Annotated in this window: 14 protein-coding genes, 1 pseudogene and 1 riboswitch; of the genes and pseudogenes, 9 read left to right on the forward strand and 6 right to left on the reverse strand. The window is 63.4% G+C overall.

Annotation, left to right across the window (positions count from 1 at the left end; genetic code table 11):
• Window positions 1–37: 37 nt before the first annotated feature.
• Window positions 38–2566 (reverse strand): Ig-like domain-containing protein, encoded by a 2529-nt coding sequence (locus tag FB389_RS07255; protein ID WP_142112326.1) that lies wholly within the window; start codon window positions 2564–2566, stop codon window positions 38–40.
• Window positions 2567–3094: 528 nt separating this feature from the next.
• Here FB389_RS07255 and FB389_RS07260 point away from each other — a divergent pair.
• Complete coding sequence (locus FB389_RS07260; protein ID WP_142113657.1) at window positions 3095–5506, forward strand: ATP-binding cassette domain-containing protein; 2412 nt, start codon at window positions 3095–3097, stop codon at window positions 5504–5506.
• Here FB389_RS07260 and FB389_RS07265 read toward each other — a convergent pair whose 3' ends face one another.
• Entirely contained in the window at window positions 5507–5950 is a 444-nt protein-coding gene (locus tag FB389_RS07265; RefSeq protein WP_142112328.1) for a pyrimidine dimer DNA glycosylase/endonuclease V, read from the reverse strand.
• Window positions 5951–6216: 266 nt separating this feature from the next.
• Between FB389_RS07265 and FB389_RS07270 the strand changes: the two genes are divergently transcribed.
• From FB389_RS07270 to FB389_RS10505, 4 genes are all read left to right on the forward strand, one after another.
• On the forward strand, window positions 6217–6480 hold the full coding sequence (locus FB389_RS07270; RefSeq protein ID WP_142112330.1) for a hypothetical protein: 264 nt from the start codon (window positions 6217–6219) through the stop codon (window positions 6478–6480).
• Between the two features lie 241 nt (window positions 6481–6721).
• Window positions 6722–7024 carry an MTH1187 family thiamine-binding protein gene (locus FB389_RS07275; protein WP_142112332.1) on the forward strand — a complete coding sequence of 101 codons (303 nt, stop codon included), beginning with the start codon at window positions 6722–6724 and terminating at the stop codon, window positions 7022–7024.
• A gap of 184 nt (window positions 7025–7208) precedes the next feature.
• Window positions 7209–7394: a hypothetical protein gene (locus FB389_RS10500; RefSeq protein ID WP_170207921.1), complete on the forward strand. Its 186-nt coding sequence runs from the start codon at window positions 7209–7211 to the stop codon at window positions 7392–7394.
• A gap of 104 nt (window positions 7395–7498) precedes the next feature.
• On the forward strand, window positions 7499–7696 hold the full coding sequence (locus tag FB389_RS10505) for a hypothetical protein (protein WP_170207922.1): 198 nt from the start codon (window positions 7499–7501) through the stop codon (window positions 7694–7696).
• A 370-nt stretch (window positions 7697–8066) separates the two neighbouring features.
• On the opposite strand, the pseudogene FB389_RS07295 reads toward FB389_RS10505, so the two are convergent.
• Window positions 8067–8216 (reverse strand): annotated as a pseudogene (locus FB389_RS07295) (transposase); the annotation flags it as partial.
• 81 nt (window positions 8217–8297) lie between these two features.
• Between FB389_RS07295 and FB389_RS07300 the strand changes: the two are divergent.
• Complete coding sequence (locus FB389_RS07300) at window positions 8298–8690, forward strand: hypothetical protein (protein WP_142112338.1); 393 nt, start codon at window positions 8298–8300, stop codon at window positions 8688–8690.
• A gap of 258 nt (window positions 8691–8948) precedes the next feature.
• Here the strand turns inward: FB389_RS07300 and FB389_RS07305 are convergent, their stop codons facing one another.
• The gene (locus FB389_RS07305; RefSeq protein WP_170207923.1) at window positions 8949–11837 is read right to left on the reverse strand and encodes a family 49 glycosyl hydrolase; all 2889 of its coding nucleotides are present in this window, start codon (window positions 11835–11837) and stop codon (window positions 8949–8951) included.
• Between the two features lie 182 nt (window positions 11838–12019).
• Between FB389_RS07305 and FB389_RS07310 the strand changes: the two genes are divergently transcribed.
• The 3 genes from FB389_RS07310 to FB389_RS07320 are packed head-to-tail and all read left to right on the forward strand — an operon-like array spanning window position 12020 to window position 14663.
• Window positions 12020–12964, forward strand: coding sequence for an ABC transporter ATP-binding protein (locus tag FB389_RS07310; protein ID WP_170207924.1), 945 nt, complete (start codon window positions 12020–12022; stop codon window positions 12962–12964).
• Window positions 12961–13836 carry an ABC transporter permease gene (locus FB389_RS07315; RefSeq protein ID WP_142112342.1) on the forward strand — a complete coding sequence of 292 codons (876 nt, stop codon included), beginning with the start codon at window positions 12961–12963 and terminating at the stop codon, window positions 13834–13836. Before FB389_RS07310 ends, FB389_RS07315 begins: the two co-directional genes overlap by 4 nt.
• Before the next feature lie 2 nt (window positions 13837–13838).
• Entirely contained in the window at window positions 13839–14663 is an 825-nt protein-coding gene (locus FB389_RS07320) for an ABC transporter permease (protein ID WP_142113661.1), read from the forward strand.
• 48 nt (window positions 14664–14711) lie between these two features.
• Here the strand turns inward: FB389_RS07320 and FB389_RS07325 are convergent, their stop codons facing one another.
• Complete coding sequence (locus FB389_RS07325; RefSeq protein WP_142112344.1) at window positions 14712–15968, reverse strand: MFS transporter; 1257 nt, start codon at window positions 15966–15968, stop codon at window positions 14712–14714.
• A 96-nt stretch (window positions 15969–16064) separates the two neighbouring features.
• Window positions 16065–16883, reverse strand: coding sequence for a C40 family peptidase (locus FB389_RS07330; RefSeq protein ID WP_246043577.1), 819 nt, complete (start codon window positions 16881–16883; stop codon window positions 16065–16067).
• 2 nt (window positions 16884–16885) lie between these two features.
• Window positions 16886–17022: riboswitch (cyclic di-AMP (ydaO/yuaA leader) on the reverse strand.
• Between the last annotated feature and the right edge of the window lie 144 nt (window positions 17023–17166).

Consider the following 17166-nt stretch of genomic DNA (forward strand, 5'->3'; position numbering starts at 1 on the left):
CCTCGGGTGGTCCCTCCGTGCAGGCGCGGGTCGGGCCTTACTTGCGCTTGACCTTCACCTTGGCCGACTTCTTCGCCTTCACGCTCGCGGAATCCTGCGGCGTGAACTTGACGCTGATCTTTGCCTTCTTCGAGTAGCTCTTCGTCAATGTGACGGTGACTTTGCCCGCGTTCTTCTTGCGGAGCTTGACCGTCTTGACGGTCTTCTTCCCGACCTTGATCGCGACTTTACCCGTGGCAACCGAACCGTTGGTCAACTTGCCAACGACGACCTTGACCTTGGTCTTCTTGCCCTTCTTCGTCTTCGTTGCCTTGACCTCGATGGACGATACGGCGGCCTTTGTCACCTTGAGGGTCGTCACCCCGAACGACTGGGTGTAGTTGTCGGACCCGGTGAAGGTAGCCGACAGAACGTGGCTGCCCACGCTCAGCCCAATCGCGGAAATCTGTGCCTTGCCGCCTGTCAGATCGACGGTTCCGGCCGGCTGGCCGTCGATCGTGAAGTCAACGGAGCCGGTGGCAGCGGGCGAGACCGCCGCCACAACAGTTGCCGAATTGCCGTACACGGTGGTCGGAGCGCTGAGCGAGGTGACGGTCCCGGCCTTGGTGATCGCAACCGCGCTGAGGCCCTGCGCCGCTTCGTAGAAATCCGAACCCGAGTACGAGGCCTGGACCGGGTATGCACCGACCCCAAGATCAGCAAGGACGAGTTCCGCCTTCCCCCCGGCGACCGGGACGTTCTTGAACTCATCGCCGTTGACCAGGAAATCGACCGTGCCCGTTGCGTCATCCGCCAGCGAAACTACGGCCGTCGGGGAAGACCCAAACTCCGCACCCGTCACGGTGAGAGCGAATTTGGGGTCGCCCTTGGCGACCTCGAGGCTCTGGGCTGACGAAGAGGACGTGAACGTCGATGAATCGCCCTCGTACTTGGCAACGAGTGTGCTGGTTCCCGGCTTGGGTTCGTAGGTGAAAGTCACCTTGCCCTCCGCGTCGGTGGTGCCGGACTTTACCAGCGTGTCGCCGTCGTACAGGTCAACGGTTGCACCGCTCGCAGCGCCATCCACTGTCGCGGTAGCCGTCACGGTTTGCGGGTAGGTTATCGAATCGGCCGAAAGGGCGAGCGCCGTCTTGGTGGTTGCCTTCGCGGGCTCTGTTCCGCGGGCCTTGATGGCCGCATCAATCTTCCCGGCCATGATTGGCAGCTTCTCCGTGTAGCAGAAGCTCGATTCGTTGCTGAGGCAGGCGTTGCCGGTCGCTGCGAGCGCCGCGTCACCGTATCGGTAGCCGATGTTTGTCATCACGGAGATGATGTAGTGGCGGTACGGCTTGCCCGGAAGCGCCTTCACGATTCCCGCGTCCGCCCCGGCGTTGTAGGTCAGGCCGTACTTGTTGTAGTAGGTGACCTCGGCCTTCTCGTTGCACGGGCGCACGTCGATTGATGCGAATGGCGAGCCTGCCCAAGCGATCTTCGAGGTGCCGTTCGCGTTCAGCGTGGATTCCGGGACCACGGCGGGGATACCGGTAGAGGGGTACTGGCTTTCGCCCGTGTAGGGCGTGGTCCAGTTGCAGAAGTTTCCGGTGTCGAGCATCCAGTGGTACGCAGTGCCGGACCAGATGTCCAGGAGCCACTGGCGGCCCTCGTCGCTCAAAATGCTAGAAGTCACGTCCAGCCCATCGGGGGTGGTCCACAGAACCCCGGTGCCGCCGCCATCGAGCAGCAGGTCAAGTCGCGCGGTGTCGAACGAAGTCATGGTGACCCCGCCGTTCGACCAGCCACCGCCGGTGCTGGCGCTGGTGCCCTTGAGTTGCAGGGTCGACAGGCCAAGCTTTGCCAACTCGCTGTTCAGGAAGTCGATGCCGCTTTGGTCGTTGTATTGGACCTCGTGCAGCATCTTGATCATCGCGGATGCGGAGGTGTTGTTCGAGTACTGAATCATTTCCGAGGTCCACTGCGTGATCGACTTCGTGACGCCGTTGTAGGTGTAGGTGTCGGAGAAGTTGATGACATCGTGGTCCGCGAGGAATACCATGCCGAACGCGACCATCGACTTCAAAAGCGATGCCGGGTAGCTGGACATGTAACGCAGCGGGGCGTCCTCGCGTCCTTCGACGATCGAGGTGCCGGTGCCGTAGTTGGTGCCATCGAACTTGGATTGATCCCACTTAATCCAGTTCACGGAGCTAGACGACATGGTCGAATCGATGGGGGCAACGACACCGTTCGGGTAATCGCGCGAGACGATGATGTTGGCGCGGTCGCGGATCTTGCCCTGTTCGTCAAGTTCGATCACAGCAACGTCCACCTGCGGGGTGTACTTGGAGATCGTCTCGGTGTCGAAGTCGTAGGTCGAGCTGAAGTCGGCCTCCTCGACGGCCTTGAGGATGTCCGATTCGAGCGGAGTGTCGGTGCCGTCGGTTGCGGGGAACGTGACATCGGCGGGTGCGGCCTGGGCGGCCGCAGGGACCGTCAGTCCGACCCCGGCGATCGCTGTCGCGCAGCCGATCGCTAGGAGGCGTTGCCAACGCGGGAGCGTCGGTAGGCCGGTGCGGGTGGTTCGTGACACGGGTGTGCTCACTTTCGCTGATACACAAGGGCGGTGAATATACGCGGCGAATTGGGCAAATGGAGACCTAATGTCTGATTAGAGGCCCTTTTGAGGATCGCCAAGTAGACCCTACGGCCGTGAAGTGGGGTGTTTGACGGCGGAAAAAGTTCCTTTACCGGCTGTTTACAGGCCCGCAATAAAACATCCTATGTTTGCTCAGGATGTGGATATTCATCTCGAATCGGTCACGTTTGGGAGGGTGAGCGCCGTGCCCCGCCGGTCGGGTGCGCGCTCGGCGCGTGCGGGGTGCGTGTGACTGGAAGGGGCGCGGTCGGCGCTTGCGAGGGTGCCTGGGGTCGTCGAGTGCGGGGTTTTGGTTCGAGTGCGCCGGTTTGTGCAGGGGTTGTGACTGAAAGGGGCGCGGTCGGCGCGTGTGGGGGTGCCCGGGGACGCCGAGTACGGGCGTCCGGGATGCTCGGCCGGCGAAGTGAGGCGCGGTGACATACTGTGATCCCGACTATTCGGACACTGAAAGTGAGCGCCACCATGGTTCCGCCCCCCGCCAACGCCAACGCCAGCGCCCACCCGGCACAGGGCCTTGCTGCCGAAACGGATGCAGCGGACCTGCACGATCACATTCGGGTCGTGGGCGCGCGCGAAAACAACCTACGAAACGTTGCCGTCAGTATCCCGAAGCGTCGGTTGACGGTCTTCACGGGCGTGTCCGGGTCGGGCAAGAGCTCGCTCGTTTTCGATACGATCGCGGCGGAATCGCAGCGACTCATCAACGAAACATACTCGGCCTTCTTGCAGGGGTTCATGGGGGCATCCGCGCGCCCAGACGTCGACGTCCTGGAGGGCCTGACAACCGCCATAGTCGTGGACCAAGAACGCATGGGAGCCAACGCCCGTTCGACCGTCGGCACCGCAACCGACGCCGGGGCCCTGCTTCGCATCGTGTTTTCGCGCCTGGGCACACCCCACATCGGGCCGCCCAATGCGTTCTCCTTCAATGTCGCGTCCGTATCAGGGCAAGGCGCGGTAACTGTCGAAAAGGGCACCAAGGCCACAAAGGAAGTGCGCCGGTTCCAGATCCTGGGCGGAATGTGCCCGCGGTGTGAGGGTATGGGGACGGTCAACGACATCGACTTGACCCAGATTTTCGACGAAAACAAGTCGCTTTCGCAGGGGGCGATCACGGTTCCCAATTACACCCAAGACGGCTGGTACGTGCGCCAATACATGGAGTCTGGCCTGCTCGACCCCGACAAGGCGATCAAGGACTATTCGCCGAAGGAGTTGGACAACTTCTTGTATCACGCCCCGACAAAGCTACGCATCGGCGGCATGAACCTCACCTACGAAGGGCTGATCCCCAAGATCACGAAGTCCTATCTGTCGAAAGATCTAGATGCCGTCCAGCCGCACATTCGCGCCTTTGTCGAGCGCGCGGTCGTGTTCAAGCAATGCCCCGACTGCGGCGGCAGCCGGCTGAGTGAAGCGGCGCGCTCGGTCAAGGTTGCCGGGCTGAACATCGCGCAGGTGTGCGCAATGCCCATCACCGATGTTGCCGACTGGCTGCGGACCGTCCAGGACCGGGCCGCCGCACCACTGATCGATGCTCTCCAGGCGTTGCTTGACTCGTTTGTGCGTATCGGTCTTGGCTACCTGAGCCTAGATCGCGCCAGCGGGACCCTGTCGGGCGGGGAGGCGCAGCGAACCAAGGTAGTGCGTCACTTGGGTTCGGCGCTCACCGACATCACCTACGTTTTCGACGAGCCAACCGTCGGGCTCCACCCGCACGACATCGAGAGGATGAACGAGGTGCTGCTTCAACTGCGCGACAAGGGCAACACCGTGTTGGTCGTCGAGCACAAACCCGAAACGATTGCGATTGCGGATCACATTGTTGACATCGGCCCCGGCGCCGGCACCGCTGGCGGACAGATCTGCTTCGAGGGTACGGTCGCGGAACTTCGTGCATCCGACACCCTAACGGGGCGCCATTTTGGTGACAGGGCAAGCATTAAGGAGGAGTTCCGCGTCCCCGCCGGCAACATCGCCGTCCGCGGCGCTGATTTGCATAACCTCCGCGGTGTCGACGTTGACATCCCGCTCGGTGTGCTGACTGTTATTACGGGGGTTGCGGGTTCGGGGAAAAGCTCATTGATCGAGGGATACGTCGCCGGACGCGACGGCGTGGAGTGGGTTGACCAGAGCGCGATCAAGGGTTCGCGGCGCTCGAACCCAGCCACCTATACGGGCTTGTTGGAACCGGTTCGCAAGGCATTCGCGAAGGCGAATGCGGTCAAGCCTGCTCTCTTTAGCGCCAATTCGAGCGGGGCCTGCCCCGCGTGCAAGGGAGCGGGGGTCATCTTCCAGGACCTGGGGATCGTCGCGACTACAGCAACGGTGTGTGAGGCCTGCGAGGGCCGCAGGTTCGATCCGTCCGTCCTGGAGTACAAATTCGGTGGGAAGGATATCGCGCAGGTTCTGGAGATGCCGGTCGCGCAAGCGGTCGAATTCTTTGGCGGCGAAGGCAAACTAGCCGCGGCGCACGCCATCGCTTCGCGGCTAGAGCGGGTCGGTTTGGGGTACGTTTCTTTGGGGCAACCGCTCACCACGCTGTCGGGAGGCGAGCGCCAACGATTGAAGCTCGCGACGCACCTGGGCGCCAAGGGCGGAACCCTGATACTCGACGAGCCGACGACCGGGTTGCACCTGGCCGACGTCGACGCGCTGCTGGCGCTGTTGGATGGTTTGATCGGCGAGGGCAAGTCGTTGATCGTGATCGAACACCACCAGGCGGTCATGGCGCATGCGGATTGGATCATCGATCTGGGCCCCGGGGCGGGCGCCGACGGCGGGAGCGTCGTGTTCAGCGGGACCCCGCGCGACATGGTGCGCGAACGCGCGACCTTGACGGCTAAACACCTCGCCGACTACGTCGGGGCGTGATCACGAAGAGTGCGTGATCTCCCACGCCGCGACCGGCCCCGGTACGACGCGGAACAGCGGATGCGGTGCGGGGTGAGCGAGGCAGCGGGCGCGCAGCGACTCCAGCCATTGCGGTGAACGCAGCGTCAGTTTGCGCTGCAAGTGGTCCCATTCGAAGTCGAGCTGCCCTTGGGATACGGTCATGGTTGGGGAGACGGGGTGCTCGTCGATCCTCGAACGGTTGAACGAATACCCGCGCGAATCGGCCTCGGTTGCGACGGCGCCGAGGTAGGTGGCGATCGCCGCAGCGGGGTCGGGCTGCTCGCGGAAGCGGAGCAACTGCGGGTGGCGCGTGTATCCGCGCGTGCGGCCTGTCAGGACCGCCTGCGCCAGCAACGCTTCGCGCCAGCAAGCGAGCAAGCCCTGCCGGTCAAGCAGTGCAGGATCGAGACTCCAGACTCGCAAGTGGGGGCTCCTTCATTCCAGGCGCACGGGAAGCGGGCGCCCGCGAGAGAGAACTTACAGCATGGCAGCCCTTCCGGGCGTGAGCGAGCTGCCTGGCCCTTTCGCGCGTGAGCGCCAGGGCGAACGGGAACCTCGCGAACCCGGTGCATCCCGCAACCGATTGGGATTGCTCGAGCAACGGCGCTAGGGTACGAGGGCTTCATCGATGAGGGCACCGGGAATTCCTCGGGCGGCTCGATAGGAACCAGGCGGGGACGAACGGAACCATGTACGCAATCGCATTCGTTGCAAGTTTGGTCGCCGCGGCATGGCTTGGCTTCGAAGTGCGAGCGTGGAACTCCGACCGCTCCAAGCGGCCGGTGCGGATGGTTGCCGCCGCCATCGCGCTCTTCGTTGCTTCGAGCGTCGCGGGTGCAGACAACGCAGGGGTGTCGCTCGCCATGCGGGCACTTGGCCTGGGGGCCATGTTCGCGGCGGTCGCCGGGGGCTGGGTGGTGCGCGGACTGATCGCGGGCCGTTCAGATTCATGATCATTTATCGACGAGGCCATCCCTTCCCGGCGCACCTTGCCGTAAAGGCGCACGCCAAAAATGAAGCTGTGACGATGGGTGGGTAACTCATAGCCCGACGCTAACCGCATGCTCTGACATCGCGCGGCAGTGGGGGATCCACGTCCCGATATGGCCAGGTGAGATGCCAAGCGTGTGGGGCTGGGGGGAGTGGCCGGGTGTGTGGGGCCCGGCAGATCTGGGGTAGTGAAACAATGGGCGCATGATTGTGGCATTTTCAGTCGCGCCCATGGGCGCGGGGGATTCCGTCGCCGAAGCGGTGGCCGCGGCCGTGCGCGTCGTGCGGGAATCGGGCCTTGCGAATCGCACGTCCTCGATGTTCACCGAGATAGAGGGCGAATGGGACGAAGTGATGGACGTTGTCAAGCGAGCGACTGCGGCGGTCGGCGCCTATGGTCCGCGGGTATCGCTTGTTTTGAAGGCCGACATTCGCCCCGGTCACGTGGGCGAAATCCAGGGCAAGGTGGAACGTGTGGAGCGTGCGCTCGCGGCGGCCGCCGACTAGCTTTCTGCGCCACCCGCGGCGGCCGCGTAAGGACAATTGCGGGCTTGCCGATGCCCGGCCGGGTAACGCGGATCGCGGGCTCGCCGGGGTCTGGCCTTTAACTCACATCCCGCATATATTCTTAGGTAGAGAAACCGAACTTTGTCTGCGAACGGTCACAAGGTCGTGTCTGTTCGATCCGTTTATGACCGTAGGAGACGAAAAGCTGGGAGTGAGAGGGTTTCGTGTGTTGTCGCGCCCGACCATCCGCAATGCCCTGGCCGTCTTGGCGACTTTGTCGCTCGTGATAGTTGCAGGAGTCGGCGGGCCCGCGCCGGTGGCAAGCGCCGCCGCTGCCTCATCGGTGGATACCGCAGCATCGCCACCCTAACCGCAGTCACGGCGCAGGGCACGACCGCGATCGCCACTCAGAGTGTTGCAGATGTCCGCACGGCGGATTCAGACACGTTGAAGACCTGGTGGCACGAAAACGGCGTGAAGAACGCTTTCGACAAAACCCTGGTCAACGACACAACGATTCGAATCAAGGTTCCGTTCGCGGAAACGGGCTACCGATTCTCCGTCGAATTCTCACCGGAGGTATACGGCGTCACGCAGAAATCACTGTGGCTCAGTGACCAGGACTTGCAGGCCGACGGCGTCGCAGAGAGTGCCGAACCACAAGACTCATGATGATCTTCGCGGAGCCACTCATCACGCGCGACAGCGACGAAGGCGAGTACAACAGGCTTGTGCCCGGCGCCAACTCCGGCTCCATCAAGTATGTCACCCCGGGAAACATTGAAGACCTCGACTCCATCGGCGACGCCGATGTCCTCGACTTTGGCTCGGGAACGTATGACATGGGTGCCAAGCATCGCGCGCTCCTCAATAAAAGGGTCAGCTGGGTCTACTTGGCCCCGGCGCCTACGTCAAGGAGCTGCGGTTCGCCTCCGCCGGGGGAACCCAGCAGTTCCTGGAGCTCGATGGCGTGACGGTTGCGAACCCGTCGTATCACTCGTTCGTCGTCTACGGCGACAGCGGTGTCGCCGGTGAACAGGGTCTGCTGTTGGACCCGTCGGCGGCACTCATCGAGTCCCTCCGGGGCCAAGCGCACCACATGGAACGGATTCATGACCGTGACCGCGGTGGGCAGTTCCTCAGCTGCGGCGGTCTTGAACCCGGCAAAGCCGTCCACCCCGACGACCTCGACACCTACCGATTCACCGACAGGCCACAGCGCCAACACCCACCCCTGCACCCTCAACCGGGAAGAGCTCGATTAGGAGAAAAAATGAAGTCCCACGAGATTGCACTCAGTTCGGTTGCACTCGGCAGGCTGCTGGTCACGGTCGCTGGATGTGGGACCGAACCGGAGGGATCGAATGCCAGCGCAGGATTCCCGCATACTGGTTCACTCGCAGAGGATTATCCGTTCGCTTCACTCGACGGCAAGTTGAGCATTGAAGCAAGCGAAAGTGGTTACTACCCCCGGCTCGTGTCTGAGCACAGGATCAGCTACCTCCTCGTCCTGCCACCAAATGCCGAAGTCGGTGCAAATACGGTCAAAATTGGTGATAGGACTTTGACCGTCGGTGATATCTCAGTCGGTGGTGGGGAGATGGCCACGGATGTTGATGGTGCCGGGTGCAGCTCACAGTCCCCGGCGTGGCTCGTCGCGCCATAGCCTAGATCTGACCAGTACCGCCGATGGCACCCCCTTGTGTGGGCGGCATCGGTCTTTGTTCGGTCCATCTAGTGGTCCAACCCCCAACGAAACCCGCCTGGACGCGAGGTCGCACGAAGAGCTCGGCCGCGGGACTGTCGGCCAGCACCTCGACGTGGATCGTGTCGTGATCGGGTGCCGCTTCGTTGATGACGATCCATGGTGCCGCAAGTGCGGTGCCGGGGGCACGGGACACTGTGACCCACCGCAGGTGCGCAGCTAGCTAATCCGGGCGCGCTTGCTCGCCGCCTTCAGCAAATACCGCTTTGCCTTACCGGACGGCTTGAAGGTGGCCTGCACCCGCATGCCCTTGGTGACGGACCCGGGAAGCTTCACCGTGATCTTGCCGCGTTGCTTTGCTCTGACCTTCACGCGCACGACCGTGCGGCCCACGCGCACCACCAAGCGGCCGGTTGGCTTGCCGGTGGCGGCGGTCGTGACTGCGACCCGTAACCGTATTTTGCCGCCGGTCCTCTTCGCCTTCTTGCGAACGACCACCTTCACCTTGGCCTTCGCCGCTGTCTTTTTCACCGACGAGGCCCGCGCCAACGCAAACCCGCTCTTGCGCGCGGTGACCTTCACCCAGATCTGCTTTCCGACGTCGGCCGTGCGGATCTTGTAGCGCGCACCGGTAGCGCCGCTGGCGGCGGCGTTGCCCACATACCACTGGTATGTCGCTGTCACGCCCGACTGCGACCAGGCGCCGGAGGTCGCCGATACGTTCGCTCCGACTCTAAAGGTGCCCTGGAGCCGTGGGGCGGAGGTGGCGACCATGACGCGCGAAGAGCCGTCGCCGGGGTTGGCTGTGCCGCCACCATCGCCGGGGTTGGCTGTGCCGCCACCATCGCCGGGGTTGGTTGTGCCGCCGTCGCCACCATCGCCACCATCGCCGGGGTTGGTTGTGCCGCCGTCGCCACCATCGCCACCATCGCCGGGGTTGGTTGTGCCGCCGTCGCCACCATCGCCACCATCGCCGGGCGCGGGGCACTCCAATCCGTCCTTGTTCGCCCCGGCTTCCTCGCAGGGAAAGTCCACGCCCCCAACCGCACTCGACGCGAAGGGCTGATCCGGCGCCGAAGCCGATCTGACGATCTCCCACGTGCCCCACGGGAACCACCCGGACACCCGCCCCAGCTTCGAGTCGTGCCAGTTGTCCGCGGCGAAGCTCACGTAGGTATTGCCGACGGTGAAGTCCTGGATGCTAACCCCGATCGAATTCTGCCCGATTGCCACCTGCGCGCCGCCGCTGTCGGCGTCGTAGTCGGCGTACAGCTGGTTGTCCAGGTTGGTTGCGCTATCGGCGGGAACCGCCCACCCGTCCACATGCAGGCCTTTGACAACGAAGTTGTAGGTATTCGCAAGTGCGTAGATCCGGAAGGCGCAACCGGTGGCGCCCTCGACGTAGGTGTCTTCGATGCGGATATCGCGAATGGTCGCACCGGTCGAAGCTCGATCGTTGCGGCCGTCAAAATCCCAGTGGCGCGATGAATTCAGCACACAGGTATTAATCGTGTCCCACTGCAACTGGTTGTGTATCACGTATGTGCGCGAGATCTCGACATTCGAGACGTTCCGCGGGACCCATCCCCACTGGATTACGGGCCCGTTGGGCCCCTTCCACACCACCGTGTTATCGATCGTGACGTTCGAATGATAGATCTTGAGGGCATCGTCGTTCGCTTGCAGGAACGAATTCTTCATCGTTGATCCCGCATACAGTTCCAGGCCGTCCGTCTGCCAGTACCACGCGCCGACCTGGTGATAGTTGCGAACCCGCATGGTGAAGGAATCGTAGTCCCCATAGACGACAAATGAATGGTACGAGGGCTCCGCGATGGTCACGCCCTGCAAATCCAGGGTCTGCGCAACTCCCTGCGCCGAGTCGAAGCGCAGCGGTTTGACGCAGTCCGCATGGCAGTTGTCGTACTTCGCCGGGTCCCGGCGCGTGTAGCCATCGTTGCGGGTATCCGCTTCGTAGACGTATTGCTCCCCGGAAAGCACCCCGAACCCGGTCACCTTGTAGTTCGTGATGGATGCATTCGCGGAAAAATCGAAGGCGCCTTTGACGTATGCCCCCGGCGCCAGGTAGACCCAGCGCACGCGCGGGTTCAATTGGGCACGATAGGCGGCACCCATCGAATAGGTGCCCGGTTCGAAGTAGATGATGTCGGCGTCGACGGTATCTAAATTGGTCACGGAACCCTGGGCAGGACGGTAGATCGTGCCATCCGCGTCAGTTGGTACGGTTCCGGAATCCTGCTGCGCATCCGGTTCGGCAAACACCATCATCGCGTTCCTCGGTTCGACCATGGCCGCCACGGATGCATCGATGGCGGTGGAGGCGGCCTCGTTCATATAATCGCGGTTGGGCCCGGAAACCTGCGTCAGCTCGGGTGAGAACTCGACGGAGAATCTGTACCCGTCGGGGGAATACGGGATCTTGATGCGAACGGTGTGATCGTTCACCAGGAAGCGGGTGAACCCGAGCTGGCGCGGCTTGATCTGCACCTGATCAATCGAGCTAACGGTGGCGCCCGTATCCAACGCGACGTCTATCCACACGTCGCGCGAAAACTCGAACGTGGTCCAGCTCATCGTTTGGTGACCGTCTTCTACGCCTTGTTCGGCGGCGATCGCCTCGGCATCCTCCCACGCGTTTTCGGCACCGTCGTTCTGGTAGCCGTCCGTCGCGGTGCCGTACCCGGGCTTGCCCTTGCCGGAACGCGGGATCGTCAAGTACGTGAACGAATCGAACCACTCGTCCTGCGCATCGTCCGTGGCGACCTGCACCGTGTAGAACGGTGACTGGCGCACTGCACCGTCGGCGACGGGCGTATCGGAATTCTTCTCGCCGTTGGCGTGCCACCAGGTGACCAGCCCCTCCGATTGGGAAGTGGCGGGGGTCGATTCCCGGGCCGCGGTCGATGCTTGGAGATTGCGGTTCGTCGCCGCCGATTGCGTGGTCGTAGCCGATGCGGCCGGGCCGGCAGAGGTCGCCGCGCTCGGGGTTGGCGCGGCGAGCGGTGGCACCAATGCAAGTGGGATGGCCAGGACTAGGGCCGCGGCGAAAGGCAGGCCCTTGCGGAGGATTGTGCTGCGAAGGTGCATCCGGGCGTCATCCTTGACTAATTGAGGCGGTGAGGGTCGTAATCGTCTTCGATTCACGAGCGTATGTGACATTCTAGCGGCTAAATGGCCCGGCTGTCTGGGGATTTGTGACCGTAGGGGCCGTTGTTTTGTGCGGCGGAAAATAATTCGCTTCAGCGCGCCGCGGTTCCTACACTGATCGAGTGAATTCAATCAGCACCGTCCGCCCCGCGGTAATCCGCGCCGAGGGCCTGGTCAAGACCTACGGCGACAAGCGCGCGGTCGACGGCCTATCGTTCGTGGTCCCGGCCGGCGAATGCTTCGGGCTGCTAGGCCCCAATGGTGCGGGTAAATCGACGACCATGCGCATGATCGGCGCGGTGAGCTCCAGAACGGCCGGCGAACTGGAGATCGTCGGGTTGGACCCCAACAAATACGGGCCCGAAATCCGTTCGCAATTGGGCGTGGTTCCCCAGGCCGATAACCTCGACACCGAACTGCGCGTGCGCGACAACCTTATGGTCTACGGCCGCTACTTCGGCCTGGACCGCAAACTCGTCGCCCGCCGCGCGGACGAACTGCTGCAATTCGCGCAACTATCCGATCGCCAAACCGCGCGGATAGACGACCTATCGGGCGGGATGAAGCGGCGCCTGACGATCGCCCGGGCCCTGATCAATGACCCGCAGATGTTACTGCTTGACGAGCCAACCACCGGCTTGGACCCCCAGGCTCGCCACATCCTGTGGGACCGCCTATTCCAGCTCAAGGAGCAAGGCATCACCCTCATCTTGACCACCCATTACATGGATGAAGCCGAGCAGCTTTGCGATCGCCTCATCGTTGTCGACCACGGCAGGATCATGGCCGAAGGCACCCCCGCGGACCTGATCCGCGCCCACTCGTCCAGGGAAGTCGTCGAACTGCGCTTCGGTACCGACCGCAACCGCCTGGCAGCGCAACAGCTTTCGGACGTGGGGGACAGGCAGGAACTGTTGCCCGATCGGGTCCTGATATACGCTGCGGACGGCGAAGCCGCGCTGCGGCAGGTCACCGCGCGCGGGCTGGAGCCGATCACCTCGCTGGTGCGCCGCAGTTCCCTAGAAGACGTCTTCTTGCGCCTCACCGGGCGGAGCCTGATCGAATGAGGGCGGACGTTGGGGGAGGGGCGGCCTCGTCGATCAATAAGGCATTGACCGCGGACCAGATGCGCGCACGCGCCCTGGCGGGGGCCCGCAAACCCCGCGCATACGGCACTTGGTACGTTGCCTGCGGCCGGTTCGCGAACATGCGGGCGTACCTCCAGACCATCGTGTGGACGGCTATCGGGACGCCGGTTCTTTACCTCTTCGCCATGGGTATCGGGCTGGGATCGCTGGTCTCCCGCGGGACCGGCACCATCGACGGCGTCCGCTACGTGCAGTTCGTCGCGCCCGCACTCATCGTCGCGGCGGCGGTGCAGGTGGCGAGCGAGGAAATGACGTACCCGGTGATGCTCGGATTCAAGTGGAATCCGACCTTCTTCGCGACCAACGCCGCCCCCATACAACCCGCGCAGATCATCAACGGGCTGATCGTCTCGGTGATCGGGCGGCTGGCGTTCGCCTCCGCCATCTATTACGCGTGCGCGGTGGCGTTCGGCGCCCACGGCTCCGGATGGGGATGGCTGGCGATACCGATTGCGGTATTGGCAGCGTTAGCGTTCACGACTCCGGTCATGGCCTACGTCGCAACCCTGGAGCAAGACAGCGGCCAGATCGCGATGATAATGCGATTCGTGGTCATGCCGCTGACTCTCTTCTCGGGCACCTTCTTTGACCTTGCATCGATGCCGATCTACCTGCAACCGATCGGCTGGCTCTCCCCGATCTGGCACGGTGCGCAACTGGCCCGGGCCGCCTCGTACGGGCTGGGGGAACCGGCCTGGGTCACCGCCATCCGCGTTGCCTACCTCATCGCGTTGACCGCGGGCGGCTGGATCGCGGGGCAACGGATCGCGGCTAGGAGGCTGAACCGATGACGATGACGCAGGTGGCAGTGGCAACGCATCGGCGCCGGTTTGGCATCGATGGGGCGCTGTACTCCGCAAACGCGCGTGCGGTCCTGTGGCGCGGGTGGCGAGCCGCATCGCATGCGAACCTTGCGGTGATGATCTCAGGTTTCTTCGAGCCGGTGTTCTACCTACTTTCGTTCGGGGTCGGGTTGGGTGGGTTGATCGGCTCGGTGGCGGGTGATGACGGACGAGTTCTCCCCTACGCCGCATACATCGCCCCCGCCCTGCTCGCCACATCCGCGATGAATGGCGCCATCTACGATTCGACCTGGAACGTGTTCTTCAAGCTCAATCAGTCGAAGCTGTACGACGGGATGCTGGCGACCCGTCTCGGTCCGCTAGATGTTGCCCTGGGGGAGATTGGGGTGGCCCTGATCCGCGGCGCTGTTTACGCTGCGGGCTTCATGGTTGTGATGACCGCGCTGGGCCTGACGCTTTCGTGGTGGGCGCTCGCGGCGCTGCCCGCCACGGTGCTGATTGCGTTCGGGTTCGCCTCGTTGGGCATGGCGGTCACCAGTTACATGAAGACGTTCCAGCAGATGGACTGGATCAACTTCGTGCTCCTGCCGATGTTCCTCCTGTCGGCGACGTTCTACCCGCTGAGCGTCTACCCGTCCGCGGTGCAGGTATTCATTCAGGCCATGCCGCTGTGGCATGCGGTGGAACTGGTGCGATCGCTCACAACGGGGAACGTCGGCTGGTCGCTGCTGTGGCACGTCGCATACTTCGCGGTGATGTCGGTGGTGGGGATTCGTTTCACGACGGTGCGCCTGCGCGCGCTATTCCTGCGCTAGCTTGTTTCTGCTTGTTCCTGCGGTAGGTGCGCCCGCCGCGGGCGGCACCTACTTGAAGGCGCGGATCCGGTAAACCGTAAGTCCAACCAGCAGGCATGCCGCGGAACCGAGCAGGAACCACAGGGTGTATCCGCCGATCCCCATGGCGGTTCCCGCCGCCAGAATTCCCGGCCCGAAGGCGGGCGCTAGGATCTGCGGCAGGACGGCGGCGACGTTGAGGACGCCAAGGTCCTTGGCGGATTCCTCCGGATTAGGCAGCACCTGGCTGCCCAATGCTAGATCCACGGCGAAGTAGATGCCGACGCCCAGCCCGAGCGTGCCCTGGGCGACAACGACCACGGCGACGCTCGGTGCTGCCGCCATGCCCGCCAATCCCGCCGCCATGATGACCCCGGCGAGCAGTAGGAACGGTCGCCTCTTGCCGAACCGGTCCGACAGGGCACCCGCTATTGGGCTTGCGATGATCATCGCGATGGCCGCCGCGATATTGGATATGAGCATCGTGCGAGCGACACCCGATTCGTCCAAGTGCAGCGAGTTTTCCAGAAAATACGGGACATAGGCGGCGATGCCGTAATACCCGAACATTGCGAGGAAGCGCGTTGCCCACATCCACGCGAAGTCGGGCGACTTGCGGGGGTTGAACACGAAGCTGCCGGCAAAGTCCTTGATGCTGAATGTCCCCGCAGGCGCGGTCCGTCGCGGCCGATCGTTGAGGCGAGTGGCGAACCAGCCCGTGAGTCCAACCGCGACGATGCCGGGGACGATGAAGCGCCACGGGTCCGCGGCGATGAGGTTGACAATGAGCGTCCCGCCAAGAATGGCGAGCGGGCTGGTCATGCCGACCATCCCCGTCACCTTGCCGCGGCTGGCACCGGGAACCTGGTCGGCAAGAGTCGCATTCGTGGCTGCCAGGCCCGCGTTGACGGCGAATTGGGTGCATCCCCACGCCACCGCAAGCACTACGGGCGACGTGGTCGTACCGCATACCGCGAGGGCGGCGAGTGCCGCAATCGCGCCGCCAAGGATCCAAGGCCGTCGGCGGCCGTAGTGCGACATGGTTCGGTCCGAGAGGCGCCCCACCAGCGGGCTGGCGACCAGGGCGGCGAAGGCTCCCACCGAGAGGATGGCCGAGAGCGTGGACGTTGCCTGGTCGGCGGGCACGATGTGCTTGACCTTGAAGGACAACGCCACCATTGATGGCGTGAATACCGCGAGATACAGCCCGAAACTCGATGCGAAGTAGCCGCGCGCGTAGCGCCCCAGTGAAAGCGGCGTGAGGGACTGGGGGGCCTCGTCGATCATTGCGGTTCCTTACGATGGGCGTTTATCAAAGACTAAAGCCGCCCCAGGGCCACAAAGTGGGCCCAAGGGCGGCCGCCGGTCACAATCCGCGAAGGATTAGATGACGCGGATGAATGTCGGGTTCTTCTGATACATGGTGCGCACGTGAATCGACTTGCCCGGACGCGGCGAATCGATGATCTTGTTTCCGCCCAGGTAGATTGCGACGTGGCCGGGAGTCCAAATGATGTCGCCCGCCTTCGCCTTGGCGCGGCTGATTTTCTTACCCGCGGTGCGCTGCGCCGACGACGTGCGCGGCAGGGAGACCTTGACTGAATGGCTGAAGACGTACTTCGTGAAGCCCGCGCAATCGAAGCCCTTGGGCGTCGTGCCGCCGTAGCGGTAGGGCGTGCCGATGTGCTTCTTGGCCGCGGCGACGATCGCCTGGCGTTCGGTGAGCACCTTCACCGTGACGCGCTTCTTGGCGGAACGGTAGCCGTTTGCCGCACCGCGCGCGTTGGGGGTGACCCGAACGGTGAGCTTGGTCTTTCCCGAGCGCAGGTTCTTTGGGAGGCGCACGCGAGTGCGCGTTGACTTCACCTTGGCCCGGGCAATGGTCTTGCCCCGAGCGATCACGGCGATGGTGAAGCCGCGGGCAGCTTTGCGGGTCTTGACGGTGAGAACGATCCTGTCGGACTTGCGTGCGCCATTGATCTGGGTCTTTGCGGACTTCTTGACGGTGAAGGGGATCGCCTTGGTGGCCTTTGCGGTCGGGGCCGCGGGCGTTGCGGTCGGGGTCGCGGTCGCCGCTTGCGCGGCAGTCGTGGCCACAATGGGAGTTGCTAGTGCCGTAGCGAATGCAACGGCGAGAGCCAGGCGGCGCGGCGCGCGGCTGTTGCGGCGCGCTTGGGCGCGCCCGTGGACGGATGTCGTCACAGGTAACCTCTCGTCGCCTACGAAGTTAGCTGTCGGGTTCGGGCTCAAGGTCTGCCCGGCCGATTTCTCGGCTTCACCCCTGACGCGGCACGTGCCGCGTCGTTGGGTCCCCCGTCGCCGCCATGGGTTCTATGGACTCGTTGCCGGTGGCGGCGCTAGGCGCTGGCAGCGAGGTCTGGAACAAGTCCAGAGCAAACCCCATTACGGTAGGTGTTCGCACTTGGAATGACCAGAATTTGGGTCGAATCGGCGTAAATTCGGGTTACGCCCGACGCAAAGAACT

The organism is Rarobacter incanus (assembly GCF_006715765.1).
GTDB classification, from domain to species: Bacteria; Actinomycetota; Actinomycetes; order Actinomycetales; family Cellulomonadaceae; genus Rarobacter; species Rarobacter incanus.

Bases quoted from the DNA above. Each gene is read 5' to 3' on its own strand.
- FB389_RS07325 (WP_142112344.1), bottom strand. From the start codon at position 15,968: ATGATCGACGAGGCCCCCCAGTCCCTCACGCCGCTTTCACTGGGGCGC.
- FB389_RS07320 (WP_142113661.1), top strand. From the start codon at position 13,839: ATGACGCAGGTGGCAGTGGCAACGCATCGGCGCCGGTTTGGCATCGAT.
- FB389_RS10500 (WP_170207921.1), top strand. From the start codon at position 7,209: ATGACCGTAGGAGACGAAAAGCTGGGAGTGAGAGGGTTTCGTGTGTTG.
- FB389_RS07270 (WP_142112330.1), top strand. From the start codon at position 6,217: ATGTACGCAATCGCATTCGTTGCAAGTTTGGTCGCCGCGGCATGGCTT.
- FB389_RS07300 (WP_142112338.1), top strand. From the start codon at position 8,298: ATGAAGTCCCACGAGATTGCACTCAGTTCGGTTGCACTCGGCAGGCTG.
- FB389_RS07315 (WP_142112342.1), top strand. From the start codon at position 12,961: ATGAGGGCGGACGTTGGGGGAGGGGCGGCCTCGTCGATCAATAAGGCA.
- FB389_RS07275 (WP_142112332.1), top strand. From the start codon at position 6,722: ATGATTGTGGCATTTTCAGTCGCGCCCATGGGCGCGGGGGATTCCGTC.
- FB389_RS07260 (WP_142113657.1), top strand. From the start codon at position 3,095: ATGGTTCCGCCCCCCGCCAACGCCAACGCCAGCGCCCACCCGGCACAG.
- FB389_RS07305 (WP_170207923.1), bottom strand. From the start codon at position 11,837: ATGCACCTTCGCAGCACAATCCTCCGCAAGGGCCTGCCTTTCGCCGCG.